Source organism: Rubrivivax rivuli (genome assembly GCF_004016505.1).
Lineage (GTDB): Bacteria > Pseudomonadota > Gammaproteobacteria > Burkholderiales > Burkholderiaceae_C > Rubrivivax > Rubrivivax rivuli.
Genome location: NZ_SACR01000003.1, coordinates 447,033 through 473,309, shown reverse-complemented (window position 1 = coordinate 473,309; position 26,277 = coordinate 447,033). Strand labels below are relative to the sequence as shown.

Below are 26,277 nucleotides of genomic sequence, written 5' to 3'. Positions count from 1 at the left end.
GGAACGCATACTGTATAAATTGACAGTATGCCCGCCAGCCCCACACCCCCCGCCGCCACCCTGATGTTCGTGCCCCGCCACGCCGACGCCGGTGTGCAGAAGGGCCGCGGCACCGCCTGGGCGATGGAGCACCGCTTCAGCAGCGAGAACCGCAGCGATTTCGACGACGGCTGGGGCACGCTGCAGCAGGCCGCGCAGGCAGAGACCCTGGCGCCGGCCACGCAGCTGATCGAGGAGAACGTGCGCGGCATCCTCTCGGGCAACGATTCGCCCGACATCGGCTTCGACCTCTCCATCAACCCCTACCGCGGGTGTGAACACGGCTGCATCTACTGCTACGCGCGGCCCAGCCACAGCTACCTGAACCTCTCGCCGGGGCTCGACTTCGAGACGCGCATCGTCGCCAAGGTCAACGCCGCCGAGAAGCTGCGCGAGGCGCTCTCGGCGCGTGGCTACACGCCGGGCCAGCTCAACATCGGCTCGGTCACCGACGCCTACCAGCCGGCCGAGCGCCGGCTGCGCATCACACGCTCGCTGATCGAGGTGCTGTCCGAGGCGCAGCACCCGTTCTCCGTCATCACCAAGAGCAGCCTCATCGAGCGCGACATCGACCTCATCGGGCCCATGGCGGCGCAGCGGCTAGCGGCCGTGTACGTGTCCCTCACCACGCTCGACCCGGCGCTGGCCCGCGCGCTTGAGCCGCGCGCCGCGGCGCCGCACCGTAGGCTGCGCACCATCGAAACCCTGGCGCGCGCCGGCATCCCGGTGGGCGTGAGTGTGTCGCCGGTCATTCCCTTTCTGAACGAGCCCGAGCTCGAGAAGGTGCTGCAGGCCGCGCGCGATGCCGGCGCCAGCTCGGCCTTCAGCATCGTGCTGCGCCTGCCCTGGGAGGTGAACCCGCTGTTCCAGCAGTGGCTGGAGCAGCACGTGCCCGAGCGCGCCGCACGCATCATGGCCCGCGTGCGCGAGATGCGCGGCGGCAAGGACAACGACGCCCGCTTCGGCACGCGCATGACGGGGCAGGGCCTGTGGGCCGAGCTGCTGCGCCAGCGCTTGCACAAGGCCTGCCAGCGCCTGGGCCTGAGCCGCAGGCGGGTGGAACTCGATCTCAGCCGCTTCCGCCGGCCGGCAGCCTGGGCAGGGCAGGGTCAGTTGTTCTGATCAGACCGCGGCGTCGCTCGCCACCAGCGGGGGCGCTTCCTGCGGCGTGTTGCCGCGCAGCTGCAGCCCGCCGGGCGAGCGGCCCGAGCGCTGGATGCCGGCGATGTGCCCGCCCGAGAGCCCGGTGCGGCGCACCAGCTCGCTGGCGCGTGCGGCCAGGGCCGCGGCATCGGGCAGCACGGCGGCGTGCTTGCGGGCCAGCAGCGCCGCCATCTCCAGCAGCTTGGCGTTGAGCGTCTGCTCGCCCTGTTCCAGCAGCATCTGCACGGCCTGGGCGGGCTCGCCCTTCATGGCCTTTTCCATGGCCTGCTCGGTGGTCGCCAGCAGCTGCGCCTGGCAGCGCCGCACGATGGGCACGGCCACTTCGCTGCGCCGGGCCGCGGCGCACAGCACCTCGCCCACGGCCTTGCTGACGCAGAAGCGCAGCGAGACGCGCTCCACCAGGGCCTCGTGGTCGGCGGCCGGGCGCACGTTGCCGGGCACGCGCTCCCACAGCGACAAGGCGATGTTGGCGGCCTCCAGGTCGAAGTCGTCTTCGCCAGCAGCGGCCAGGAACTCGCGCAGCAAGGGCAGGGTGTTCTCGGGCTGGGGGCTCAGCATCCCGGTCAGCGCCTCGGCGGCTTTCTCGAAGCGCGCGAGCCGGGTGGATTCGGGCTGGCGTGCGCGGTGGCGGCGCAGCTGTTCGCGCATCGCGGCCACCTGCGTGGCGTCGCCGCGGTCGAAGCGCAGCATCGCGATCAGCAGCAGGCTCAAGGGATCGAAGAGCTTGCTCTGCGCCCCCATGCCCAGCGTGCGCTCCAGGAACTTCAAGGCCTCTTCGGCCTCGCCCTGGTAGAAGGCCAGGGCGCCGGCATGCTGGTTGCGCAGCAGGCAGCCGGGTGTCAGCTCGGCAGCCGCACGGTACTCGCCGAGTGCGGCCTCGAAGTCGCACTGCTCCACCAGCAGCCGGCCCATCAGGTCGTGCGCGTCGGCCGAGCCAGGGTCTTGCGCCAGCGCGGCCTGCACGGTGCGGCGCGCCGCGGCGGCATCGCCCAAGGTCGACTGCGCGCGCGCCACACCCAGGTGCGCCCAGGTGGCGTTGGGCTTGACCTTGACCAGGTGCTCGAACAGTGTCTTGGCGTCTTCGGGCCGCTGCAGGCCCATCATCAGTTCGGCGGCCAAGCGCCCGCAGTAGGTCCAGTAGGGCTGTTTTTCCTGGAAGCGCTTGACGGCGTGCACCAGGGCGACCTGGGACTCACCGGCGTCCAGCGCCTTCAGCACACTGCCCAGTTCACGCTTGCGGTTGCGCGCCTCCAGCAGCTTGCTGCCCAGCGCGGCGGCGGTGTAGGGGCGGATGAGAAAGCCGTCCAGCGCCGATTCCGCCGCCTCCACCACGTGGTGGTAGCTGGCCTGCGAGGTGACCATCAGGAAGACCGTGCTGTGCGGCAGCAGCTTCTCGCGCCGCAGCTCGTCCAGCAGGTCCTGGCCCGAGTAGTCGCTGTCCTCGAACTCGCGGTTGCACAGCACGATGTCGAACTTCTCGCGCTCCAGCAGCAGCCGCGCGTCCTTCACGCGGTTGATGGCCGTGACATGCCCCACGCCGGTGTCGCGCAGCTGCGAAGAGGCCACGCTGCGCAGCAGCGGGTTGCCCTCGACGAGCAGGGCGCGCGCGAGGTGGATGTCGCGGTCGATCATGGCGCTTCACTCCGAAGGCGCCGCAGCGCCGGGATCCAGGGGGCAGTACACGGCATCCCCTGGGTATCGGCGCTGCGGCCTCCGAACTGAAGGCTGGGGCCCGGCGTGTCGGCCGGGCCGGGTTCACTTGAAGAGGTCCTTGACCTTGTCGGTCCAGCTCTTCGAGTTGGGCGAATGGCGGTCGCCGCTCTTCTTGAAGCTGTCGTCCAGTTCCTTCAGCAGCTTGCGTTGGTGCTCGGTCAGCTTGACCGGTGTCTCGACGCTGACGTGGCAGTACAGGTCGCCCGGGTAGCTGCTGCGCAGGCCCTTGATGCCCTTGCCGCGCAGGCGGAAGGTCTTGCCGTGCTGGGTGCCCTCGGGCAGTTCGATCTCTGCCTTGCCGGCCAGGCCCGGCACTTCGATGGTGCCGCCCAGGGCCGCCGTCGTCAGGCCCACGGGCACGGTGCAGTGCAGATCGTCGCCGTCGCGTTCGAAGATCTCGTGCTGCTTGACGCGGATCTCGATGTAGAGGTCGCCCGCCGGGCCGCCGTTGGTGCCGGGCTCGCCATTGCCGGCGCTGCGGATGCGCATGCCCTCGTTGATGCCGGCGGGAATCTTCACCTCCAGCGTCTTCTGCTTCTTGATCTTGCCCTGGCCGTTGCAGGTGGTGCAGGGCTCGGGAATGATCTTGCCGCTGCCCTGGCAATGCGGGCAGGTCTGCTGGATGCTGAAGAAGCCCTGGCGCATGTGCACCGTGCCGGCGCCGTTGCAGGTGGTGCAGGTCTTGGCGCTGGTGCCCGGCTTGGCGCCGCTGCCCTTGCAGGTGTCGCAGGTGTCCCAGCTGGGCACGCGGATCTGCGTCTCCTTGCCGAAGGCGGCTTCCTCCAGCGTGATCTCCATCGCGTAGCTGAGGTCGTTGCCGCGGTAGACCTGCTGGCCCCCGCCGCCGCGCCGGCCGCCGCCGCCGAAGATGTCGCCGAAGATGTCGCCGAAGGCTTCGGCGAAGCCGCCGAAACCCTCGGGCCCGCCACGGCCGCCCATGCTGGGGTCGACGCCGGCGTGGCCGTGCTGGTCGTAGGCCGCCCGCTTCTGCGGGTCGGAGAGCATCTCGTAGGCCTCCTTGGCCTCCTTGAATTTCTCCTCCGCGGCCTTGGCCTCGTCGCCCTGGTGGCGGTCGGGGTGGTGCTTGGCCGCCAGGCGGCGGTAGGCCTTCTTGATGTCGTCGTCGCTGGCGTTCTTGGGAACGCCCAGCACGTCGTAGAAATCGCGCTTTGCCATCGAGGTTCTCAGCGGTGTGGAAGCAAAACCGCCGCGTGGAGGGCCGGGCGGTAGCCCGGCGCTCGAACGCGGCGCGGCAGGTCGTCAGGCCCGCAGGCCTGACGGGCCATCACTTCTTGACTTCCTTGAAGTCGGCGTCGACCACGTCGTCGTCGGACGGCTTGCCGGCCTTGGCGCCGGGCTGCTGCGGGGCTTCGCCACCGGGAGCGGCACCGCCTGCCCCCGCTGCCGCCGCTGCGGCCTGGCTCTCGGCGTAGACCTTCTCGCCCAGTTTCTGGCTGGCCGTCATCAGGGCCTCGGTCTTGGCTTCGATGGCGGCCTTGTCCTCGCCCTTGAGCGCCTCTTCCACGTCCTTCACGGCCGCTTCGATCTTCTCTTTCTCGCCAGCGTCGAGTTTGTCGCCGTGCTCGGCCAGGCTCTTCTTGACGCTGTGCACCATGCCGTCGGCGGCGTTGCGCGCCTGCACCAGTTCGAGCTTCTTGGCGTCTTCGGCCGCGTTGCTCTCGGCGTCCTTCACCATCTTCTCGATCTCGGCTTCGCTCAGGCCCGAGTTCGCCTTGATGGTGATCTTGTTTTCCTTGCCGGTGGCCTTGTCCTTCGCGCCCACGTGCAGGATGCCGTTGGCGTCGATGTCGAAGGTCACCTCGATCTGGGGCAAGCCGCGCGGAGCCGGCGGGATGCCCTCGAGGTTGAACTCGCCGAGGCTCTTGTTGCCCGCGGCCAGCTCGCGCTCGCCCTGGAAGACCTTGATGGTCACGGCCGGCTGGTTGTCGTCGGCGGTGCTGAAGGTCTGGCTGAACTTCGTCGGGATGGTCGTGTTCTTCTTGATCATCTTCGTCATCACGCCGCCGAGCGTTTCAATGCCCAGGCTCAGCGGGGTGACGTCGAGCAGCAGCACGTCCTTGCGCTCGCCGCCCAGCACCTGGCCCTGGATGGCCGCGCCCACGGCCACAGCCTCGTCGGGGTTGACGTCCTTGCGCGGGTCTTTCCCGAAGAACTCCTTGACCTTCTCCTGCACCTTGGGCATGCGCGTCATGCCGCCGACCAGGATGACGTCGTCGATGTCGCTGAGCTTCACGCCCGCGTCCTTCACGGCGATCTTGCAGGGCTCGATGGTGCGTGCGATCAACTCGTCCACCAGGCTTTCCAGCTTGGCGCGCGTGAGCTTGATGTTCAGGTGCTTGGGGCCCGAGGCGTCGGCCGTGATGTAGGGCAGGTTGACGTCGGTCTGCGTCGAATTCGACAGCTCGATCTTGGCCTTCTCGGCGGCTTCCTTCAGGCGCTGCAGGGCCAGCACGTCCTTGGTCAGGTCGACGCCTTGCTCCTTCTTGAACTCGGTGACGATGTAGTCGATCACGCGCTGGTCGAAGTCTTCGCCGCCCAGGAAGGTGTCTCCGTTGGTGGAGAGCACCTCGAACTGCTTCTCGCCGTCGACATCGGCGATCTCGATGATCGAGATGTCGAAGGTGCCGCCGCCCAGGTCGAAGACGGCGATCTTGCGGTCGCCCTTGCCGTGCTTGTCCAGGCCGAAGGCCAGGGCCGCGGCGGTGGGCTCGTTGATGATGCGCTTGACTTCCAGGCCCGCGATGCGGCCCGCGTCTTTCGTCGCCTGGCGCTGCGCGTCGTTGAAGTAGGCCGGCACCGTGATGACGGCTTCCGTCACCTCTTCACCGAGGTAGTCCTCGGCGGTCTTCTTCATCTTGCGCAGGATCTCGGCGCTGACCTGGGGCGGCGCCAGCTTCTTGCCGCGCACTTCCACCCAGGCGTCGCCGTTGTCGGCAGCGGCAATGGTGTAGGGCATCAGGTCGATGTCCTTCTGCACTTCCTTCTCGGTGAACTTGCGGCCGATCAGGCGCTTGACCGCATACAGCGTGTTGCGCGGGTTGGTCACGCTCTGGCGCTTGGCGCTGGCGCCGACCAGGATCTCGCCGTCTTCCTGGTACGCGATGATCGACGGCGTGGTGCGCGCACCTTCGCTGTTCTCGATCACCTTGGTGGTGTTGCCTTCCATCACGGCCACGCACGAGTTCGTGGTGCCGAGGTCGATGCCGATGATCTTGCCCATGGTCTTTGGCTCCGTAGAGAGTGGAATTCGGTTGTTCTGGAGTTGTGGATAACTCGCCGGCTTTCAAGGGGGCCGGCTTGTGGATTCGCTTACTTCGGCGCGGCCACGGTCACCAGCGCCGGGCGCAGCACGCGGTCGGCGATCAGGTAGCCGCGCTGCAGCACCGTCACCACCGTGTTGGCGTCTTGCTCGGCCGGCACCACGCTGATGGCCTGGTGCTGGTGGGGGTCGAACTTGGTGCCGGCCGGCGGGTTGATGGCCAGCACCTTGTTGCGCTCCAGCGCCGCGCTCAGCTGGCGCAGCGTGGCGTTGGTGCCTTCCAGCAGCTGTTCGTTGGTGGCGTTCTGGATGGCCAGGGCCGCTTCCAGGCTGTCCTTCACCGGCAGCAGGCTCTCGGCAAAGGCCTCGACGGCGAACTTGCGCGCCTTGCTCACCTCTTCCTCGGCACGGCGGCGCGTGTTCTCGGCCTCGGCCTTGGCGCGCAGGAAGCTGTCGTTGGCCTCGGTCAGCTTGGCCTGCAGGGCGGCGAGCTGCTCTTCCAGCGTCGGGGCCGGGGCGGGCGCGGCGGCCTGGGTCTCAGGCGCGGCCGCGGCGGCGGCATCGGGGTGGGCGGCGGGGTTCGGTGTCTCGTTCATGGTGTGGAAAGAAAGCCTGCGTAGACAGTGGGGATGGCCGCCGGGGTTTCAAGACCCCGGCCTGCGGTGAAGTACGGGATGGGCGCAGCGGAAGGCCAGCGCCACGGCCCCGCAGGGCCCCGTTGGGGGCTCAGGAGCGGCTGGGGCCCTCGTCCAGGCTCACGCTCCAGCGCTGCCAGTCGGCGATCTGCCGGCGGTCGCGCTTGGTGGGGCGGCCGTGGGCCAGGGTATCGGCCGGCTCCACGCCCATGCGGCGACGGGCGGCGGCCGCCTCGCGGGCGGCCACGCTCTGCGGCGTTTCGGCATAGAGGGCCTGCGCCACCGGCGCCGGGCCGCGCACGGCGCTCAGCCCCAGCACCTGCAGCTCGCGCAGCACCGGGCCCTGACGAAGGGTGAGCAGATCGCCCGGCTTGAGCTCACGCGCCGGCTTGGCCGGCTGCCCGTTGACGCTGATGCGGCCGAGGCCGGCTTCCTCGGCGGCCTGGGCGCGGGTCTTGTAGAGGCGGGCCGCCCACAGCCACTTGTCCAGGCGCAGGCGTTCCAGGGGCGGCTTCTCGGGCATGGCCGGCATTGTCAGGGCAGCGGTGCCTCAGGGCAGGGCGGCCTGCGGCAGGCGCACCACGGCCTCCAGGCCGCGGCCGGGCCGGTTGTTCAGCGCCAGCGTGCCGCCCAGCGAGGCCACGATCTCCTGGCAGATGGCCAGGCCCAGGCCCGAGCCGGCCTGGGTTTCGGCCGCCGGGCCTTGCGCCAGGCCGGCCGCGAAGGGCTGGAAGAGGCGCTCGCGCCGCTCGGGCGCCAGCCCCGGACCGGCATCGGCCACCGTCAGCACGGCCTGGCCGCCGGTGGCCTGAAGCGCCACGTCCAGCGTGGCGCCGGCCGGGCTGTGCTTCACGGCGTTGTGCAGCAGGTTGCGCACCAGCTCCCGCAGCGCCCACTCGTGGGCGCGCACCGGCGCGGCCTCGGTGTGCAGGCCGAAATCGAGCCCGCGGTCGGCGATCAGCGGCGAGACGTCGAGCGCCACCGCGCGCACGATCTCGTCCCAGGCCTGCACCGGCAGTGGCGAGCGCAGGCCCTGCTGACGCAACTGCTCCACCTTGGCCAGCGCCAGCATCTGGTTGGCCAGCGTGGTGGCGCCGTCCACCGTGGCTTCCAGCTCCTGCAGGGCCTGCTGCGGCTCGACATCGCCCCGCCGCGCCGACTGCAGCTGCGTCTTCAGCACCGCCAGCGGCGTGCGCAGCTGGTGCGAGGCGTCGCGCACGAAGCGCTTCTGGTGCTCCAGCACCTGCGAGAGCCGGTGCATCAGCTGGTTGCTGGCTTCCACCACAGGGCGCAGCTCGCGCGGCAGGCCGGTGGAGGGCAGGGGGCTGAGGTCGGTTTCGGCGCGGGCCTGCAACTGCTGGCTGAGCTGGCGCACCGGGCGCGTGGCGCGCTGCACCACCAGCACCACCACGCCGGCGATCAGCAGCACCAGCAGGGCCTGCGGTCCGAGCATGTCGAGCAGCAGCTGGCGCGCCAGCGCGTGGCGCAGCTCCAGCGTCTCGGCCACCTGGATGGTGGCCATGCCGTAGCCCTGCGGCCCGGCCACCGGCTGCAGCAGCACGGCCATGCGCACCCGCTGGCCCTGAAAGATCTCGTCGTAGAAGTGCACCAGCGCGGCGTAAGGCGCAGGCTGGCCGCTGCGGTCGGGGCGGGGCAGCGGCATCTCGGCGAAACCCGAGACCGTGTCCTGCCGCGGCCCCAGCACGCGGTAGAAGAGCCGGCTGCGGTTGTCGGCCTCGAAGGCCTCCAGCGCGCTGTAGGGCACCTCGGCGTGCACCTGCAGGCCGCTGCTGCCTTCGCGCAGCTGCAGGTGCTCGCCGATCATCTTGGCCGTGGCCAGCAGCGTGCGGTCGTAGGCCAGGTCGGCGGCCTGCAGCGCCGCGCGGTACAGGCCCGCGCCGGCCACCAGCACGAAGCCCAGCACCGGCACCAGGATGCCCAGCAGCAGGTAGCGCCGCAGCGAGAGCTCGGTGTTCTTCATCGGGCCGGGCGGCGCGCTCATGGGCCGGTCGAGGGGCCGCCGCCTCGGCGCAGCAGGTAGCCCAGGCCGCGCAGCGTGACGAGTTCGGCCTCGGTGCCCTGCAGCTTCTTGCGCAGCCGGTAGACCACCACCTCGATGGCGTCGGGTTGCACGCTGGCATCACCCGCGAACACGTGTTCGGCCAGCTTGTCCTTGGCCACGGCCTGGCCGGGCCGCGAGAGCAGCGCGCGCAGCAGCGCGGCTTCGCGTGCGGTCAGCTCCATCGGCGTGCCGTGCCAGGTGATTGCCTCGCTGTCAGGGCTGCAGCGCAGGCCGCAGAACTCGGGCGCCGGGGCGGCGGCCTCGCTGCTGCGCGCGCGGCGGGCCAGGGCGCGCACGCGGGCTTCCAGTTCGTCGAGGTCGAAGGGCTTGGCCAGGTAGTCGTCGGCGCCCAGGTTGAGGCCGAGCACGCGGTCGCCCACGGTGCCGCGCGCAGTGAGGATGAGCACCGGCGTCGCCAGCCCGGCCTGGCGCGCGGCCTCCAGGATCTGCAGCCCGTCGCGGCCGGGCAGGCTGAGGTCGAGCACCACCACGTCGGGCACGCTGGCCAGCCAGCGGTCGAGCGCGCGCGCGCCATCGCCGCAGCACACCACGTGCATGCCGCGGCGCTCGAAGCTGCGTTGCAGCGAGAGCTGCAGCGCGGCGTTGTCCTCGATCAACAGCATCTTCATGGGCGGGCGCGCAGCTTAGTGGCCCGCGCGCGCGCCGCAAGGGGTGGGCGGGTTTCCACGGGGCGCGCTGACAGCCGATTGACAGCGCCGCTGTCGAGCATGAAGGCCCAGAAGACGGCCCTGCCCCCGTGGCGAGGGCCGCAAGCTTCCCGCCCCACCACCCCACGAGGAGACAAGTCCATGAAAGCCCGCATCATCATCGCCACCGCCTGCCTGGCCGCCATGCCCCTGGCGCACGCGCAGTCCAACGTCACCGTCTACGGCAAGCTCGACGCCGGCGTGCGCAAGGCCGTGGGCAGCAGCGTCAAGGAAGTGGCCACCAGCGGCGACAGCCGGCTGGGCTTCCGCGGCGTGGAAGACCTGGGCGGCGGCCTCAAGGCCTTCTTCGGCATGGAGCACCGCTTCTTCCCCGACACCGGCACGCAGGACGGCGCGCAGTTCTGGAAGGGCTACTCGCACGTGGGCCTGCAGGGCGACTTCGGGCGCGTCGGCGTGGGCCGCCAGTACACGGCGGCCTTCTCGCTGGTGCAGAACCAGATCGACCCCTTCGGCGGCGACACCGTGGCGCAGCTGCGTGACGGCGTGATGCGCGTGGGCGGCATCACCAAGGTGCGCATCGACGGCTCTCTGCGCTACGACATCAGCTTCGGCGGCGTGAGCCTGGCGGCTTCGGTGGCCGAGGGCGACAAGAACGGCGGCGTGGAGCGTGCCACCTCCGTGGCGGCCTCGTGGCGCAGCGGCAGCTTCTTCGTGGCCGGCGGCATCGAAGACCCGGCCGGCGCGCGCGACACCATGACGAGCCTGGGCGTGGGCTACACCCTGGCCGGCCACAAGCTCACGGCCGGCTACAGCAGCGGCAAGACCAACGCCGGCCTCAAGGCCAAGGGCTGGATGCTGGGCCTGGACCTGCCCATCGGCGCCGGCATCATCAAGGCCGCCTACGGCCAGGCCGAGACCAACGGCCGCACCGTGATCAACAAGCTGGGCGTGGGCTACCACCACTCGCTGTCCAAGCGCACGATGATCTACGCCAACGCCGGCCACGACAGCAAGGCGGCCCGCGCCAAGACCGGCTACGACCTCGGCATCCTGCACAACTTCTGAACACGACGCGGAGACTCTCGATGCAACGCGACACCTTCCTCAAGAGCCTGCTGGCGCTGGGCGCCGGCGCGGCGCTGCCCGGCATCAGCACGGCCAGTGCCAACCTGAAGATCATGCTGCCGGCCAACCCCGGCGGCGGCTGGGACATCACCGGCCGCGCGCTCGGCCGCGCGCTGCAGGACGCCGGCGTGGCCGCCTCCATCACCTACGAGAACAAGGGCGGCGCGGCCGGCGCCATCGGCCTGGCGCAGTTCGTCAACGCCAGCAAGGGCGACGGCAACGCGCTGATGGTGATGGGCGCGGTGATGCTGGGCGGCATCATCACCGGCAAGCCGCCGGTGAGCCTGAGCCAGGCCACGCCCATTGCGCGGCTGACCAGCGAATACAACGTCTTCGTCGTGCCCGCGGCCTCGCCCTTCAAGACCATGAAGGACGTGGTCGAGCAGCTCAAGCGCGACCCGGGCAGCGTGAAGTGGGGCGGCGGTTCGCGCGGCTCCACCGAGCACGTGGCCGCGGCGATGCTGGCGCGCGAGGTGGGCGTGGACGCCGCAAAGATCAACTACGTGCCCTTCCGCGGGGGCGGTGAGGCCACGGCGGCCATCCTGGGCAACAACGTCAGCGTCGGCGGCAGCGGCTACAGCGAGTTCCAGCCCTACATCGAGAGCGGCAAGATGCGGGCGATCGCCGTTACCTCGCCGGCACGCCTGCCAGGCCTGGCCGTGCCGACGATGAAGGAGCAGGGCTTCAACGTCGAGATCGGCAACTGGCGCGGCGTGTACGGCGCCCCGGGCATCACGGCCGAGCAGCGCAAGCGCCTCGTCGACATGGTCACCCAGGCCACGCGCAGCAAGGCCTGGACCGAGACCGTGGCCAAGAACGGCTGGACCCCGGCCTTGATGGTGGGCGCGGCCTTCGAGGAGTTCGTCGACCGCGAGTTCGCCTCGCTGCGCGCCACCATGGTCAAGGCGGGCATGGTCTGAGGCAGGGGCGGGCATGAGCGACACGCCGAGCAGCACACGCCGCCACCAGAGCCTGATCGGCCTGGGCACGCTGGCCCTGTCGGGCCTGCTGGCCTGGGGCGCCACGGGCATTCCGGGCCAGGCCGGCTATGCCGGCGTGGGCCCGAACTTCCTGCCCTGGGTGGTGGCCGCGGCGCTGGCGCTGTGCGGCGCCTGGTTGCTGTGGGAGGCCCGGCACGGCGGCTGGCGTGATGTGGAGCCGCCCTCGGGCGCGCCGCAGGGCGATTGGGTGGCGCTGGCCTGGGTGGCCGGCGGCATTGCCGCCAACGCCGCGCTGCTGACGACGCTGGGTTTTCCGCTGAGTTGCACCTTGTGCTTCATGCTGGCCGTGCGCGGCCTGCGCGGGGCCGAAGGCCGGCCGCACGGCGGCGGGCGCGGGCTGGTGCGTGACGCGGCCACCGGCTTGCTCATCGCGCTGCCCGCCTACTGGTTGTTCACCAAGGGCCTGGGCATCAACCTGCCGGGCCTCAGCGGCACGGGGTGGCTCTGATGGACATCTGGACATCGCTCGCCGGCGGCTTCGCCACGGCCGCCACGCCCGTCAACCTGCTCTGGGCCTTCGTCGGCTGTGCCTTGGGCACGGCCATTGGCGTGCTGCCCGGCCTGGGGCCGGCGGTGACGGTGGCGATGCTGCTGCCCATCACCGCACAGGTGGAGCCGACGGCCAGCATGATCTTCTTCGCCGGCATCTACTACGGCGCGATGTACGGCGGCAGCACCACCTCCATCCTGCTGAACACGCCGGGCGAGACCGGCACCATGGTCACGGCGCTGGAAGGTTTCAAGATGGCCAAGAGCGGCCGCGCCGGCGCGGCGCTGGCCACCTCGGCCATCGGCAGCTTCGTGGCCGGCACCATCGCCACCGTGCTGGTGACGGTGTGCGCGCCGCTGCTGGCCGACGTGGCCGTGCAACTCGGCCCGCCCGAGTACTTCCTGCTGATGCTGCTGGCCTTCACGGCGGTGAGCGCGGTGCTCGGCCGCAGCACGCTGCGCGGCCTGTGCGCGCTGTTCATCGGCCTGGCGCTGGGCCTGGTGGGTCTGGACCAGATCAGTGCCCAGGTGCGCTACACGGGCGGGGTGCCCGAGTTCCTGGACGGCATCGAGGTGGTGCTCGTCGCCGTGGGCCTGTTTGCGGTGGGCGAGTGCCTGTACACGGCGCTCTACGAAGGCCGCACGCAGACCTCGCTGAACAGCGCCGGCCGCGCCCACATGACGCGGCTGGAGTGGAAACGCTCGTGGCCCGCGTGGCTGCGCGGCACCGCCATCGGCTTTCCCTTCGGCACGCTGCCGGCCGGTGGCGCGGAGATCCCCACCTTCCTCAGCTACGGCGTCGAGCGCAAGCTCAGCGCCCACCCCGAGGAGTTCGGCACCACCGGCGCCATCGAGGGTGTGGCTGGCCCCGAAGCCGCCAACAACGCGGCGGTCACCGCCACGCTGGTGCCCTTGCTCACGCTGGGCATCCCCACGTCGGTGACGGCCGCCATCCTGCTGAGCGCGCTGCAGAACTACGGCATCAACGCCGGCCCGCAGCTCTTCCAGACCAGCTCGGCGCTGGTGTGGGCGCTGATCGCCAGCCTCTACATCGGCAACGTGATGCTGCTGGTGCTGAACCTGCCGCTGGTGGGCCTGTGGGTGAAGCTGCTGAAGATCCCGCGCGCGCCGCTGTACGCCGGCATCCTGACCTTCGCCACCGTGGGCGTCTACGGCATGCGGCAGAGCACCTTCGATCTCTTCCTCATGCTGGCCGTGGGACTGGTGGGCGTGCTGATGCGGCGCTTTGATTTCCCCACGGCGCCGGTGATCGTCGGGCTGATCCTCGGGCCCATGGCCGAGGCGCAGTTCCGCAACGCGCTGTCGATCGGGGAAGGGCGCTGGACGGTCTTCGTCGAGCGGCCGGTGTCTGCGGCCCTGCTGGCGCTGGTGGTGGCGCTGCTGCTGTTGCCCCGGCTCTGGCGCCTGTGGGCACTCCGCCGGGCTCGCCTGCTCTCGGCCTGAGGCCGCCGGCTTCCTTACTGCTTGGCGCCCATGGCCAGCGCGCGTTCGCGCTGCGCAGCCAGGGCCTCGGCCTCACCAGCCGCAGCGCGCGTGGGCCAGCCTTGCAGGTGACGCAGCGCGATGTCGGCCAGCGCCTGCACGAACACCGGCGAGTCGTTGACGCAGGGCACGTAATGGAAGGTCTCGCCGCCGGCGTGCAGGAAGGCTTCGCGCGCTTCCTGGTTGATCTCTTCCAGCGTCTCCAGGCAGTCGGCCACGAAGCCGGGGCAGGCCACGTCGACGCGCTTCACGCCCTGCTCGGCCATGGCCACGAGCGTGGGTTCGGTGTAGGGCTCCAGCCACTTGGCCTTGCCGAAGCGGCTCTGGAAGGTGACGACGAGCTGGTCCTTCGCCAGGCCCAGGCGCTGCCCGAGATGGCGCGCCGTGACGTGGCACTGGCAGTGGTAGGGGTCGCCCAGGTGCAGCGAGCGTTCGGGCACGCCATGGAAGCTGAGCACGAGCTTCTCGCCACGGCCGTGCTCGGCCCAGTGCGCCTCGATGCGCTGCGCCAGCGCTTCGATGTAGCCCGGCTCGGCGTGGTACTCGCCGACGAAGCGCAGCTCGGGCGTGCGCCGCGCGGCCAGGGCCCAGCGCATCACCGCATCGCCCACGCTGGCGGTGGTGGCGGCGGCGTACTGCGGGTACAGCGGCAGCACCAGCACGCGCGTGGCGCCGGCAGCGCGCAATTCGTCCATCACGCTGGCCACGGACGGGTTGCCGTAGCGCATGGCGTGTTTCACCAGCACCTGGTGGCCGGCCTGCTGCAGCGTGGCGGCCAGGCCCGCAGCCTGGCGCTGCGTCCACACCGCCAGCGGCGAGCCCTCGGGCGTCCAGACGCTGGCGTACTTGGCGGCCGAGGCCGCCGGCCGCGTGGGCAGGATGAAGCCGTTCAGGATGAACCACCACACCAGCTTCGGGATCTCGACGACGCGCGGGTCGCTGAGGAATTCGGCCAGGTAGCGGCGCAGCGCGGGGGCGGTGGGGGCGTCGGGGGTGCCCAGGTTGACCAGCAGCACCGCGGTGCGGGCGGTCTGGCCGTGTCTGAAACCGGGTTCTTCGCGAAAACTCATGCAGGCTGTGCTCAGTTCCGGTCGAGGCCGCTGTGCTCGTTGTGCCCGCCGCGGCGCGCCAACTCGGCAAGGATGGATTGCAGGTCGACCGGCTTGCTCCAGCAGCCATCGAAGCCGGCTTCCTGCGCCGGCCCGGCCACCACCGCGGTTTCGTCGGCGGTGCACAGGAAGGCCGGCAGCGTGGGCGCCTGCAACTGCGCGCGCAGCGCGGGCAGCAGGGCGTAGCCGTTGGTGTCGGGCAGGTGCAGGTCGACCACCAGCAGGTCGGGGCGCCAGCGCTGCACGAGTTCCAGCGCCTCGGCACCGCTGGCCGCGGTTTCGGTTTCAACGCCGCCGGCAAAACGACAGGCTTCAACGAACAGCAGGCTGTTGATGCGGTCGTCGTCGATGTAGAGCACGCGCATGGGCGGTGGTGGCCTAGCGCAAGGGCAGCAAGGGCTGCGGTTGGGTGTCGGCCAGGCGCAGCACGTCGAAGCTCACGCAGGCCGAGGCCGGGTCGGACGGTGAGCCGCCCAGGCCGATGCTGCCGCTGCCGTGCAGCGTGCAGCCACCGCGGCGCAGGCTGACGATCTCGCCGTCATTGAAGCGCACATAGGTGCCGTTGTAGGACAGGTCGGTGAGCTGGAAGCTGCCGCTGTGCCAATCAAGCCGCGCGTGCGAGCGCGAGACGCGCGCGTCGTCCACGCAGAAGGCCACCTGCGGGCTGCGGCCTAGCACCACGGGCATCTGCGCCGCGCCGAAGACACGGTGCTGGCCGCCCCACATCAGGCGCAGGCCGTCGGGCTCGCGCACCTCGGTCACGTCACCGAACTGCGTGGGTGCGACGTCCAGCGCGCCGCGGCGGCCGCCCATCACGTGCACCTGCACGGGCTCGACGCGTCCGCGCAAGACCAGGCGATCGAGGTTGCGGAAGCGCAGCTTCATTTCGGGAGCCAGGCCCACCATCACCTCGGCGGTGATGAGGGTCTCGTTGTCACCCGCGTGGTCGAGCAGGCGCGCGGCAACGTTCACGGCGTCGCCGAAACAGTCGCCGGCCATCTCCACCACTTCGCCGCGCGCCGCCGCCACCTGCAGGCGCAAACCGCGCAGGCCCGACGACGCGCCGCGTTCGCTGCCGCGCGAGACCATGCCTTCCAGCACGTCGTGCATCTGCAGCGCGGCCTGCACGGCAGCGGGTGGGTGGTCGAAGACCGCCATCAGGCCGTCGCCCAAGGTCTTGACGACATGGCCGCCATTGCCCGCCACCGGCCCGCCCAGCGCGTTGACGCAATGCGTCACCACCGAAGTGGCCTCGGCATTGCCCAGGGTCTCGTACAGGCCCGTGCTGCCGCGCAGGTCGGCAAACAGCACGGTGCGGTCCGAGATGCGCGTCATGGCCGTGCGCTGCGCTGCGGTTTACAGGTTGTCGAGGTAGGTGCGGAGCTTGTCGCTGCGGCTCGGGTGCTTGAGCTTGCGGATGGCCTTGGCCTCGATCTGGCGGATGCGCTCGCGCGTCACGTCGAACTGCTTGCCCACCTCTTCCAGTGTGTGGTCGGTGCTCATCTCGATGCCGAAGCGCATGCGCAGCACCTTGGCTTCACGCGGGGTCAGGCTGTCGAGGATGTCCTTCACCACGTCGCGCAGGCCGGCCTGCATCGCGGCCTCGATCGGCGCGGTGTTGTTGGTGTCCTCGATGAAGTCGCCCAGGTGCGAATCGTCGTCGTCGCCGATCGGCGTTTCCATGGAGATCGGCTCCTTGGCGATCTTCATGATCTTGCGGATCTTGTCTTCCGGGATCTCCATCTTCTCGGCCAGCGTCGGGGCATCGGGCTCGTAGCCGAATTCCTGCAGGTGCTGGCGCGAGATGCGGTTCATCTTGTTGATGGTCTCGATCATGTGCACCGGGATGCGGATGGTGCGCGCCTGGTCGGCGATCGAGCGCGTGATGGCCTGGCGGATCCACCACGTGGCGTAGGTCGAGAACTTGTAGCCGCGGCGGTATTCGAACTTGTCCACCGCCTTCATCAGGCCGATGTTGCCTTCCTGGATGAGGTCGAGGAACTGCAGGCCGCGGTTGGTGTACTTCTTGGCGATGCTGATGACCAGGCGCAGGTTGGCCTCGATCATCTCCTTCTTCGCATCGCGGCTGGCCTTCTCGCCTTCGTTCATCTTCTTGTTGATGAGCTTCAGGTCTTCCAGCGGCACCACGGCGCGGCTCTGCAGGTCGGTCAGCTTGGTCTGCAGTTCCTGCACGGCCGGCAGGTTGCGCTGCAGCACCGGGCTGTAGGGCTTGCCCGCCGCGATTTCCTTCTCGGCCCACTTCAGGTTCATCACGTTGGGCGGGAAGTTCTTGATGAAGTGGTCTTGCGGCATGCCGCACTTGTCGACCACGATCTTGCGGATCTCGCGCTCGTAGCGGCGCACGTCGTCCACCTGGCTGCGCAGGATGTGGCACAGCTTCTCGATGGTCTTGACGGTGAAGCGGATCGTCATCAGGTCGTCGCTGATGGCGTGCTGCGCCTTGTTGTAGGCCGGGCTCTTGTAGCCTTCCTTCTCGTAGGCCTTGCGCATGCGGTCGAAGTGGCCGCGCAGGGCCTCGAACTTCTCCAGCGCCTGCTTCTTCAGCTCTTCGAGCTTCTTGGTCAGCGCCTTGCTGCCGCCGGCGCCGTCATCGTCGTCTTCCTCGTCGAACTCGTCGAAGTCTTCTTCGGCCACGTAGTCGTCGGCCTCGTCGCTGCTGATGAAGCCGTCGACGACCTCCGAGATCTGCATCTCGCCGGCGGCGATCTTGTCGGCCATCGACAGGATCTCGGCGATGGTGGTGGGCGATGCGCTGATCGCCAGCATCATGGCCTGCAGGCCGCCTTCGATGCGCTTGGCGATCTCGATCTCGCCTTCACGCGTGAGCAGTTCCACCGTGCCCATCTCGCGCATGTACATGCGCACCGGGTCGGTGGTGCGGCCGAATTCGCTGTCCACGGTGGACAGCGCGGCTTCGGCGGCTTCTTCGGCTTCTTCTTCGGTGGCGGTGGTGGCACCGCCGCCGGCCACCAGCAGCGTGGCGGCGTCGGGGGCCTGCTCGTAGACCGCGATGCCCATGTCGTTGAGCATCGAGACGATGGCTTCGAGGATTTCCTCGTTGACCAGCTTCTCGGGCAGGTGGTCGTTGATTTCCTGGTGCGTGAGAAAGCCGCGCGTCTTGCCCATCTTGATGAGCGTCTTCAGCTCCTGGCGGCGCTTGGTGGCTTCTTCCTCGGTGAGCGCGGTCTCTTCGAGGCCGAACTCGCGCATCAGCGCGCGCTCCTTGGCGCGCGACACCTTCATGCGCAGCGGCTTGGCCTTGACGGCCTTCTCGCCATCACCACCGTCAGCGCCTTCGGCGCCGTCGGCTTCGCCCTCGGCTTCCGGGTCGGCTTCGCCTTCGAGCTCGGCGTCGATGTCGGCCAGGTCGACGTCTTCTTCCGGGGCGGCCTTCGCCTCAGCACCCTTCTTGCCCTTGGCCGGTGCCTTGGCGGCGGTCTTCGCGGCAGCCTTGGCAGCCGGCTTGGTGTCCTTGCCCGCCTTCGCCTCTGCCTTGGCCGGCTTGGCCTCGGCCTTGGCCGGCGCGGCCTTGCTGGCCTTGGCCGTGTCCGCCTTGGCCTCTGCAGCCGCCTTCGTCTTGGCGGCCGGAGCCGGCGCCGCAGCGGTCTTCGCCGCTTTCGTGGCCTTCTCGGCAGCGGGTTCGGCAGCGGTCTTGGCAGCGGGCTTCTTGGCGGTCATGCGTTTCCTTGGTGCGTGATGGGCAGCTGTCGCGGGGGCGGGCTCCAGGGCCGCTGGCCAGACGGCAGCGAACGGCAGGGCTGGCGGCTGGGGCTGGTGGCTGGATCTGGCGGCGCAAGGGGCTGGCGTACCCCTTGGAGCACCCCTTGGCACAGAACGGCGCGGGGGGCGCCTGCGCGACAAACCGCGGATTATACCCGGCCACCCTCGGTGGGACCCGGTTTGCAAACCCCTTCGGCTCAGCCGCCGGAGGCCGCCAACGCGGCCTTCAGCCGCGCGATCTGCTCGTGCAGGGCGCGCAGACCCTGCAGGTCTTCGGCGGTGGTGGCGCCGGCCGCAACCAGGGCCTGGGCCTGCTGGCCGAGCTGTTCGATCCACAGGCGCTGCATCACGCGCTGCAGGTCTTCGAAGCCCTGTTCCTCGTCGGCGGCAGCGCTGGCCACCCAGGCGCGGGCGACATCGGCCCAGGCCTCCGGGGCGAGGGCAGTGTCCAGCGCAGCCCAGGTCTGGGGGCCGTTTTCGGTGAGCTGGCGTTCCAGCCAGGCCACGGCCTCGCCATGCGCGCCGCCGAAGCCGTGCAGCAGTTCGTGATCGGCCGGCGAGAGGCGTTCCCACCAGTCGCTGTGGCGCAGCAGCAGCCGCAGGGCCAGGTCGGCCGGTCCGGCCGGCGCACGGCGGCCGGCCCGGCGCAGGGGCGCCTGCAGCAGCGGCGGCCCGCTGCGCGGGCGCTGCGCAGCCGGTGCGGTGACGGCGGCGCCGCCCCACAGCGAAGACAGGTCGGCCAGCTCCAGCTGCGCCTGCCGGGCCAGCTCGGGCAGCAGCTGTCGCTTGAGCGCGCCGTCAGGCAGCGCCATCCACAGCGGCTTGGCCTGCGCCAGCATGCGGGCGCGGCCTTCGGCACTGGAGAGATCGACGTCTTCCGAGGCCAGTTCGATGAGCTGGCGCGACAGCGGCACCGCCTGCTGCACCTGCTGCTCGAAGGCCGAGGCGCCGAGTTCGCGCACGTAGCTGTCGGGGTCGTGCTCGGGCGGCAGGAAGAGGAACTTCACGCTGCGCAGATCAGTGGCATGGGGCAGGGCGGCCTCCAGCGCGCGCGCGGCGGCGCGGCGGCCGGCCTTGTCGCCGTCGAAGCTGAAGACCACGCTGTCGGTGAAGCGGAAGAGCTTCTGCATGTGGTCGGCCGTGCAGGCCGTGCCCAGCGTGGCCACGGCGTTTGCAAAGCCGCTCTGCGCCAGCGCCACCACGTCCATGTAGCCCTCCACCACCAGCGCGTAACCCTTGTCGCGCAGCGCCTGGCGGGCCTCGAACAGGCCGTAGAGCTCGCGGCCCTTGCTGAACACCGGTGTCTCCGGCGAGTTCATGTACTTGGGCTTGCTGTCGTCGAGCACGCGCCCGCCGAAGCCGATGACCTTGCCGTCGACACCGCGGATCGGGAACATGACGCGTTCGCGGAACCAGTCGTAGCGGCTGCCTTCGCTGGCACCGCCTGCAGCTTGCGTGCCGCCGCTGTCGTCGCCCTCGCGCAGGCGCACGAGGCCAGCCTCTTCCAGCAGTGGGTCGTCGTAGTTCGCAAACACGCCGGCCAGCGTGCGCCAGCCCGGCGGTGCGTAACCGAGTCCGAAACGCGCGGCGATCACCCCGGTGAGGCCGCGCTTCTTCAGGTAGTCGATGGCGCGCGGGTGGGCCTTGAGCTGGCCGCGGTAGAAGTCGGCCGCGCGCTGAAGCACCTCGCCCAGCGAGAGACGGCGCTCGCGCAGCGTGTCGCGTTTCTGGCGTTCTTCGGGGCTGACCTGCTCTTCGGGCACCGCCAGGCCCACGCCTTGCGCGAGGTCGCGCACAGCCTCGACGAAGCTCAGCCCCAGGTGCTCGGTGAGGAAGCGGATGGCGTCGCCGCTGGCGCCGCAGCCGAAGCAGTAATAGAACTGCTTGGAGGGGCTGACCGAGAAGCTGGGCGACTTCTCGCCGTGGAAGGGGCACAGCCCCATGAAGTTGGCGCCGCCGCGCTTGAGCTCGACGTGCCGGCCCACCACGTCGACGATGTCGACGCGGGACAGCAGTTCTTGCAGGAAGCCGGCAGGGATCACCCGCCGAGTCTAGCGATGGGCATGCGCCGGCTCCTCCGGCTTTGCCGCCTGCATCGGCAGGATGCCCTTGTAGCCGCGCACCCAGGCGGCCACCTGCTCCACCGGCATGGGCGCCGCAATGCCTGTGCCCTGTCCGATGCGGCACCCCAGCTCCAGCAGCGTGCGCGCCTGGTCTTCGTGCTCCACGCCCTCGGCCACCACGGTGCAGCCGAAGGTGCGCGCCAGGCCGATGACGCCTTCGACGATGGCGCGGTCCTGCGTGTCCTCGAGCATGTGGTGCACGAAGCTGCGGTCGATCTTCAGCACGTCCACCGGCAGGCGCTTCAGGTAGGCCAGCGTCGAGTAGCCGGTGCCGAAGTCGTCGAGCGCGAACTTCACGCCCGCGGCCTGGCATCGGGCCACCAGCGCCGAGGTGGCCTCGATGTCGGCGTGGGCCACCGTCTCCAGCATTTCCAGCTCGAGGTGGGGCGCCAGCGGCTCGGCGTGGCGCGCCAGCAGCTCGGTGAGGCGCTGCGCGAAGTCGGGCTCCTGCAGGTGGCGCGCCGAGACGTTGACGCTGACCGAGAAATCGAAGCCGTCGCGCCGCCAGCTCGCCAGGTGCTCGAGCGCACGCGAGAGCACCCAGTCGCCCACGCTCGACGACAGCCCCGTGGTCTCGATCAGCGGCAGGAACTGCAGCGGCGCCACCAGGCCCTGTTGCGGGTGCTCCCAGCGCAGCAGCGCCTCGAAACCGAGCACCGCGCCGGTGGCCATGTCGACCTTGGGTTGGTAGAAGAGCACGAACTCCTGCTGGTCGAGCGCCTCCTGGATGCGGCCCAGCGCCATCACGCGCTGCTCGGCGCGGCGGCGGTGCTCGGGGTCGAAGAAGAGGTAGCCGTTGCGACCGGCCTGCTTGGCGCCGTACATCGCGTGGTCGGCGTGGCGCAGCAGCGTGTCGGCGTCGCTGCGGTCGATGGGGTAGACGGTGGCGCCCATGCTGGCCGTGATGAAGACGGGCTCCTGCGTGGGGTCGACCACATAGGGCTGCGAGACCACGCGCAGCACGCGTTCCACCGCCAGGCGGGCTTCTTCGAGCGTGCCGGCGCGCAGCAGCATCACGAACTCGTCGCCGCCCAGACGCGCGGCGATGTCGGTCCAGTGCTCGCGGCTGCGCAGTGCGCTGCGCAGGCGGTCGGCCAGTTCGGCCAGCAGGCGATCGCCGGCCGCGTGGCCGTGGCGGTCGTTGACGGGCTTGAAGCGGTCGAGATCGAGGTAGCACACCACGAGCAGGTAGCCGTCGCGGTCTGCGGACTGCATGGCCTGGTCCATCAGCGCCGACAGGCGCGTGCGGTTGGGCAGTCGAGTCAGCGCGTCGAAGTGGGCCTGGCGTTCGAGCTGGTCGCGCTGGCTGTGCTGCTCGGTCACGTCGCTGATCACCAGCACGTGGTAACGCCGCGTGTCGGTGCTGCCGGCCGGTGGCGGCACGGTGCTGATGGTGGCGTGCAGCATGCACGCCGTGCCGTCGCGCCGGCGCTCGAGCAGTTCGCCGCGCCAGTGGCCGTGGTCGCGCAGGCTGGCCCACATCGCGGCACGCTGCTCACGGGCCAGCGGGTCTTCAGGCGCCGGGAGCAGCAGCGAAGGCACGGTGCCGATGAGCTCTTCGCGCTGCACGCCCAGGATCTGCGTGTAGGCGGGGTTGACATCCAGCGCGCGCAGGTCGGGGTCGGTGATCAGCAGGCCTTCGTGCAGGTGCTGGAAGAGGCTGGCCGACAGGCGCAGGCGCTCGAGGGCCTGGCGCTTGTCATGGGTGTCGGCCAGTGTTGCCAGCAGACGCAGCGGCTGGCCCGCGCCGTCGCGCTCGATGACCATCAGCGTGGCTTCGGCCCAGCGCCAGCCACCACTGCCAGGGATGCGCAGTTCCAGCTCGCGGCGGCCGGCGGCGCCGCTGCTCAGTGCCCGCACGGCCTCATCAAGCAGCGGCTGGTCTTCCGGGTGCAGATGGGCACGCCAGGCGGCGGGTGTCCAGAGGGGGCTGGCGTGCCCGCTGAGCGTGCGCCACGCGGCCGAGGCGAAGCTCTCGCCGCTGTCGAGATGCCAGTCGGCCACGCCCAGGCGTGAGCCGTCCAGCGCCCATTCCCAGCGCTGCGAGCGCGCGCGCCATTGCACGGTGTTGGCATGCGCCAGCAGCACCAGGCCCAAGGTGCCGCCCAGCCACACCGCCAGCACCGCGTGCGCGATGCCGGCGGGCCAGCCGGCGGGGCCCGGCCCCGCCGGGGGCCCGCCCCCGAGCCCGCCAGCCGCGAGCAAGCCCACGAGCAGCACGCCGCAACTCGCCCAGGTGAACTGTTCGCGCAAGGCCAGCAGAGCCAGCACCACCGGGGCCCCCACCAGCGCCAGGGCCACCAGTGCAGGCGAGCGGGTCTCGGCGGCCCAGAAGACCAGCGCGGCCGCCAGTGCCAGGCCCAGCAGGCCCCGGGCCGTGCGCCAGCCGGGCAGCACACGCTGCGGGGTGTTGAGCAGGCTGCGGTCCAGCGCCAGGGCCGCGGCAGCAGCGGCCACCGTGCCGAGGCTGATGGCCAGCCAGCCAGCGCCCGTCTGGGCCAGCCAGGTGCCGGTGCGGCCCGCGCTGGACCCCGCGCCGGCCAGCACGCCCAGCCAGGCGGCGGTGACCAGCGCCACCGGCGGCGCCACGACGCTGAGCACCACGCTGACGAGCGCGGCCACGTCGTGCGCGCGGTCCAGCCGGATGTCGAAGCGCAGGTGCCGCAGCACCAGCCAGCCGGCGGCGGTGCCGGCAGCCACGGCCGCCGTGCACAGCAGGCTGAGCAGCGGCGGCTGCCCCAGGCTCGGCAGCGCCATCAGCAGGCCGATGAGGCTGCCCCCCCAGGCGGCCAGGCCGCCCCGCCAGCGTGCGGCCAGGGCCAGGCCGGCTGGCAGGGCCACGGCCGACCAGGGGGCCAGCGAGGGCAGGGCCAGCGCGCCCGCAAAGGCCATCAGCAGGGACGCCATGGCCAGCCCCGCGCCGCGCAGGAGCATCAGGGCGCGTGCGTGCCAGGTCGCCACCCGCAGCGGCAGCGGGCCGGCGTCGCGGGAGGCGAGGGTGGGCTCTTCGTTCAAGTGCGACGGGGGCCGTTGCAGGCCCGCTGGCAAACCCGCCCCAGGGGCGGGCGCGCGCTCAGACCGCGAAGTCCGAGAGCTGGGCGCCACCCGCCAAGGCGGTGCTCAGCCATTTGGGCTTGAGGCCGCGCCCGCTCCAGCTGTCGCCGGTGGCCGGGTTGCGGTACTTCGCGGCGACCTTGCCGCCGGCGGCCTTCTTCACCGGCGCCAGGGGTTTGGCGGCACCGATGTCGGCCAGCGTCAGGCCATATTCCGCCATCAGCGCCCTGACCTTGGCGATGGCTTCGCTGCGCTGCTCGCGCTGGTATTCGGCAATCTGACGCTCGAGCGCAGCTTTCTGCGCGAGCAATTCGCTCAGGGTGTCTTGGGCCATGGTCGCAAGCTCCGTTCAGGTGGGGACACCGGAATATACGCGTTGGCGCCTCGGCGGCGCCGCCCGATATTCCCTGCGAAGGCCGCCGGAAACTCAAGCCGCCGGTGGCACATACCCCGCCGGCTTGTCGGCATCACCGCCAAACAGGAACTGCTCCATCTGCCGCGCCAGATATTGCCGGGCGCGTGCATCGGCCAGATTCAGGCGGTTTTCGTTGACGAGCATCGTCTGGTGCTTCTTCCAGGCCTCGAACGCGTCTTTCGAGATGTTTTCGTAGATGCGCTTGCCGAGTTCGCCGGGGTAGGGCGAGAAACCCAGGCCTTCGGCTTCCTTCTTGAGATACACACACTGCACCATGCGGGCCATGAGACGTTCTTCCTTCAGAGTTTCTTGACCAGCACCTGCGAGCGCCGGTCCCAGTTGTATTTGCGTTTGCGCGCTTCCGGCAACCATTCCGGGTCGACGGGCGTGAAACCGCGCTTGATGAACCAGTGCATCGTGCGCGTGGTGAGCACGAAGATACTGTCGAAACCCCCGGCGCGGGCGCGCTGCTCGATGCGCTTGAGCAGCCTTTCGCCATCGCCCTGGCCCTGGCTCAGCGGTGACACCGTCAGCGCTGCCATCTCGGCGGTCTTGGCCTCGGGGTAGGGGTAGAGCGCGGCGCAGCCGAAGATGATGCCGTCGTGCTCGACCACGCTGTAGTAGCTGATGTCGCGCTCGATCTCGGTGCGCTCGCGGCGCACCAGCGTGCCGTCGCGCTCGAAGGGTTCGATGAGCTGCAGGATGCCGCCGACGTCATCACTCGTGGCCTCGCGCAGGCTCTCCAGCTTTTCGTCGACCACCATGGTGCCCACGCCGTCGTGCGTGAACACCTCCAGCAGCAGCGCACCGTCGGTGGCGTAGGGCAGGATGTGGCTGCGCTCCACGCCAGCCTCGCAGGCCTTCACGCAGTGCTGCAGGTAGAAGGCCGTGTCGGTGGGCAGCGTGGGCGGGGGCAGGGCGGCCAGCAGGCGCTTGGCATCCACCAGCGCGAGCTCGGTGTCGATGCTGCTTTCGGCGTCGGCCTGGTCTTCGCGGATGCCGGGCATCTCGGTCATGAAGACCAGCTTGTCGGCCTGCAGCGCGATGGCGGTGGCCGTGGCCACGTCTTCCATCGTCAGGTTGAAGGCTTCGCCCGTGGGACTGAAGCCGAAGGGCGACAGCAGCACCAGCGCGCCGATGTCGATGGCGCGGCGGATGGCCAGCGAATCGACGCGCCGCACCAGGCCGCTGTGGATGAAGTCGATGCCGTCGACGATGCCCACCGGCCGCGCGGTGAGGAAGTTGCCCGAGACCACGCGCACCGTGGCGTTGGCCATGGGCGTGTTGGGCAGGCCCTGGCTGAATGCCGCCTCGATCTCGAAGCGCAGCTGACCGGCGGCTTCTTGCGCAGCGTCGAGTGCCACCGGGTCGGTGATGCGGATGCCGCGGTGGTAGCGCGACACATGGCCCTTGGCCGCAAGCTGTTCGGTCACCTGCGGCCGGAAGCCGTGCACCAGCACGAGTTTGATGCCCATGGCGTGCAGGATGGCCAGGTCCTGCACGAAGGTGTTGAGCTTGCCGGCGGCGATGGCCTCGCCGGCCAGCGCCACCACGAAGGTCTTGCCGCGGTAGGCGTGGATGTACGGCGCGACGGCGCGGAACCACGGAACGAAGGTGTGCGGGAAGACGAGGCTCATGGGCGGGTCGACATCAGGGGGTCGACAACTGCGGTGATTGTGCAGCAGCATGCCTGCCTCTCCACCCGCGCGCACGGCCCGCCGGGCCTGCCGACACCGACCCCAGGAGCTCACGATGGACGTCTACAAGACCCACGGTGCCTTCAGCTGGAGCGAGCTGACGACCCCCGACCCGGCGGCCGCGGCCGCGTTCTATGGCGAGTTGCTCGGCTGGGCCGTCAAGGACCCCGACCCGCACATGGGCGAGTACCGCCTGGCGACGCTGGGCGACAGCATGGTCGCGGGTATCTGTGCGCCGTTTCCGGGCGCACCCGCAGCGCCACCGCACTGGGGCGTTTACATCACCGTCGACAATGCCGATGCCAGCGCCGAGAAGTGCGTGGCCCTCGGCGGCAAGGTGCTGGTGCCGCCGATGGACGTGCCCACGGTCGGCCGCATGGCGGTGCTGCAAGACCCCCAGGGCGCCGTGTTCAGCGTCATGACCTACAGCGCCGGCTGACCGGCAGCGCGGGCCGGGCG

General features: G+C 70.2%; 22 protein-coding genes. 6 read left to right on the top strand and 16 right to left on the bottom strand.

Annotation, left to right across the window (positions count from 1 at the left end; all coding sequences use genetic code 11):
• The first annotated feature begins 27 nt into the window (after nucleotides 1–27).
• Entirely contained in the window at nucleotides 28–1,161 is a 1,134-nt protein-coding gene (locus EOE66_RS10605; protein ID WP_375137473.1) for a PA0069 family radical SAM protein, read from the top strand.
• Here the strand turns inward: EOE66_RS10605 and EOE66_RS10600 are convergent, their stop codons facing one another.
• The 7 genes from EOE66_RS10600 to EOE66_RS10570 all read right to left on the bottom strand — a co-directional run bounded on the left by EOE66_RS10600 (nucleotide 1,162) and on the right by EOE66_RS10570 (nucleotide 9,522).
• On the bottom strand, nucleotides 1,162–2,835 hold the full coding sequence (locus tag EOE66_RS10600; protein WP_128228654.1) for a response regulator: 1,674 nt from the start codon (nucleotides 2,833–2,835) through the stop codon (nucleotides 1,162–1,164).
• Nucleotides 2,836–2,958: 123 nt separating this feature from the next.
• Nucleotides 2,959–4,092, bottom strand: a complete 1,134-nt coding sequence (dnaJ, locus tag EOE66_RS10595; RefSeq protein ID WP_128228653.1) for a molecular chaperone DnaJ — start codon at nucleotides 4,090–4,092, stop codon at nucleotides 2,959–2,961.
• Nucleotides 4,093–4,201: 109 nt separating this feature from the next.
• On the bottom strand, nucleotides 4,202–6,184 hold the full coding sequence (gene dnaK, locus EOE66_RS10590) for a molecular chaperone DnaK (protein ID WP_259376397.1): 1,983 nt from the start codon (nucleotides 6,182–6,184) through the stop codon (nucleotides 4,202–4,204).
• Nucleotides 6,185–6,246: 62 nt separating this feature from the next.
• Entirely contained in the window at nucleotides 6,247–6,792 is a 546-nt protein-coding gene (grpE, locus tag EOE66_RS10585; RefSeq protein ID WP_128228651.1) for a nucleotide exchange factor GrpE, read from the bottom strand.
• 130 nt (nucleotides 6,793–6,922) lie between these two features.
• Nucleotides 6,923–7,354: an RNA-binding S4 domain-containing protein gene (locus tag EOE66_RS10580; RefSeq protein WP_128228650.1), complete on the bottom strand. Its 432-nt coding sequence runs from the start codon at nucleotides 7,352–7,354 to the stop codon at nucleotides 6,923–6,925.
• 27 nt (nucleotides 7,355–7,381) lie between these two features.
• Nucleotides 7,382–8,833: a sensor histidine kinase gene (locus EOE66_RS10575; protein ID WP_245478991.1), complete on the bottom strand. Its 1,452-nt coding sequence runs from the start codon at nucleotides 8,831–8,833 to the stop codon at nucleotides 7,382–7,384.
• Nucleotides 8,830–9,522, bottom strand: a complete 693-nt coding sequence (locus EOE66_RS10570) for a response regulator transcription factor (protein ID WP_128228649.1) — start codon at nucleotides 9,520–9,522, stop codon at nucleotides 8,830–8,832. The genes EOE66_RS10575 and EOE66_RS10570 overlap by 4 nt, the downstream gene beginning before the upstream one ends.
• A gap of 180 nt (nucleotides 9,523–9,702) precedes the next feature.
• Here EOE66_RS10570 and EOE66_RS10565 point away from each other — a divergent pair, with 180 nt between their 5' ends.
• The 4 genes from EOE66_RS10565 to EOE66_RS10550 are packed head-to-tail and all read left to right on the top strand — an operon-like array spanning nucleotide 9,703 to nucleotide 13,640.
• On the top strand, nucleotides 9,703–10,626 hold the full coding sequence (locus EOE66_RS10565; protein WP_164885071.1) for a porin: 924 nt from the start codon (nucleotides 9,703–9,705) through the stop codon (nucleotides 10,624–10,626).
• 20 nt (nucleotides 10,627–10,646) lie between these two features.
• Nucleotides 10,647–11,606 (top strand): Bug family tripartite tricarboxylate transporter substrate binding protein, encoded by a 960-nt coding sequence (locus tag EOE66_RS10560; RefSeq protein ID WP_128228647.1) that lies wholly within the window; start codon nucleotides 10,647–10,649, stop codon nucleotides 11,604–11,606.
• A gap of 13 nt (nucleotides 11,607–11,619) precedes the next feature.
• On the top strand, nucleotides 11,620–12,135 hold the full coding sequence (locus tag EOE66_RS10555) for a tripartite tricarboxylate transporter TctB family protein (RefSeq protein WP_128228646.1): 516 nt from the start codon (nucleotides 11,620–11,622) through the stop codon (nucleotides 12,133–12,135).
• A complete protein-coding gene (locus EOE66_RS10550) occupies nucleotides 12,135–13,640 on the top strand; it encodes a tripartite tricarboxylate transporter permease (RefSeq protein ID WP_128228645.1) in 1,506 nt (501 codons plus the stop codon). The genes EOE66_RS10555 and EOE66_RS10550 overlap by 1 nt, the downstream gene beginning before the upstream one ends.
• A gap of 14 nt (nucleotides 13,641–13,654) precedes the next feature.
• Here EOE66_RS10550 and hemH read toward each other — a convergent pair whose 3' ends face one another.
• From hemH to argA, 9 genes are all read right to left on the bottom strand, one after another.
• A complete protein-coding gene (hemH, locus tag EOE66_RS10545) occupies nucleotides 13,655–14,749 on the bottom strand; it encodes a ferrochelatase (protein WP_128228644.1) in 1,095 nt (364 codons plus the stop codon).
• A gap of 11 nt (nucleotides 14,750–14,760) precedes the next feature.
• Complete coding sequence (locus EOE66_RS10540) at nucleotides 14,761–15,153, bottom strand: response regulator (protein ID WP_128228643.1); 393 nt, start codon at nucleotides 15,151–15,153, stop codon at nucleotides 14,761–14,763.
• 13 nt (nucleotides 15,154–15,166) lie between these two features.
• Entirely contained in the window at nucleotides 15,167–16,123 is a 957-nt protein-coding gene (locus tag EOE66_RS10535; protein ID WP_128228642.1) for an adenylate/guanylate cyclase domain-containing protein, read from the bottom strand.
• 21 nt (nucleotides 16,124–16,144) lie between these two features.
• A complete protein-coding gene (gene rpoD, locus EOE66_RS10530) occupies nucleotides 16,145–18,487 on the bottom strand; it encodes an RNA polymerase sigma factor RpoD (RefSeq protein WP_128228641.1) in 2,343 nt (780 codons plus the stop codon).
• A 239-nt stretch (nucleotides 18,488–18,726) separates the two neighbouring features.
• Entirely contained in the window at nucleotides 18,727–20,571 is a 1,845-nt protein-coding gene (gene dnaG / locus EOE66_RS10525) for a DNA primase (protein ID WP_128228640.1), read from the bottom strand.
• A 9-nt stretch (nucleotides 20,572–20,580) separates the two neighbouring features.
• Nucleotides 20,581–23,667: a putative bifunctional diguanylate cyclase/phosphodiesterase gene (locus tag EOE66_RS10520; protein WP_245478990.1), complete on the bottom strand. Its 3,087-nt coding sequence runs from the start codon at nucleotides 23,665–23,667 to the stop codon at nucleotides 20,581–20,583.
• Nucleotides 23,668–23,725: 58 nt separating this feature from the next.
• Nucleotides 23,726–24,040, bottom strand: a complete 315-nt coding sequence (locus EOE66_RS10515) for an H-NS histone family protein (RefSeq protein ID WP_128228639.1) — start codon at nucleotides 24,038–24,040, stop codon at nucleotides 23,726–23,728.
• A gap of 93 nt (nucleotides 24,041–24,133) precedes the next feature.
• Entirely contained in the window at nucleotides 24,134–24,406 is a 273-nt protein-coding gene (locus EOE66_RS10510; protein ID WP_128228638.1) for an oxidative damage protection protein, read from the bottom strand.
• Between the two features lie 14 nt (nucleotides 24,407–24,420).
• Nucleotides 24,421–25,758 (bottom strand): amino-acid N-acetyltransferase, encoded by a 1,338-nt coding sequence (argA, locus tag EOE66_RS10505; protein WP_128228988.1) that lies wholly within the window; start codon nucleotides 25,756–25,758, stop codon nucleotides 24,421–24,423.
• A 115-nt stretch (nucleotides 25,759–25,873) separates the two neighbouring features.
• Here argA and EOE66_RS10500 point away from each other — a divergent pair, with 115 nt between their 5' ends.
• Nucleotides 25,874–26,257, top strand: coding sequence for a VOC family protein (locus EOE66_RS10500; protein ID WP_128228637.1), 384 nt, complete (start codon nucleotides 25,874–25,876; stop codon nucleotides 26,255–26,257).
• The last annotated feature ends 20 nt before the right edge of the window (nucleotides 26,258–26,277 follow it).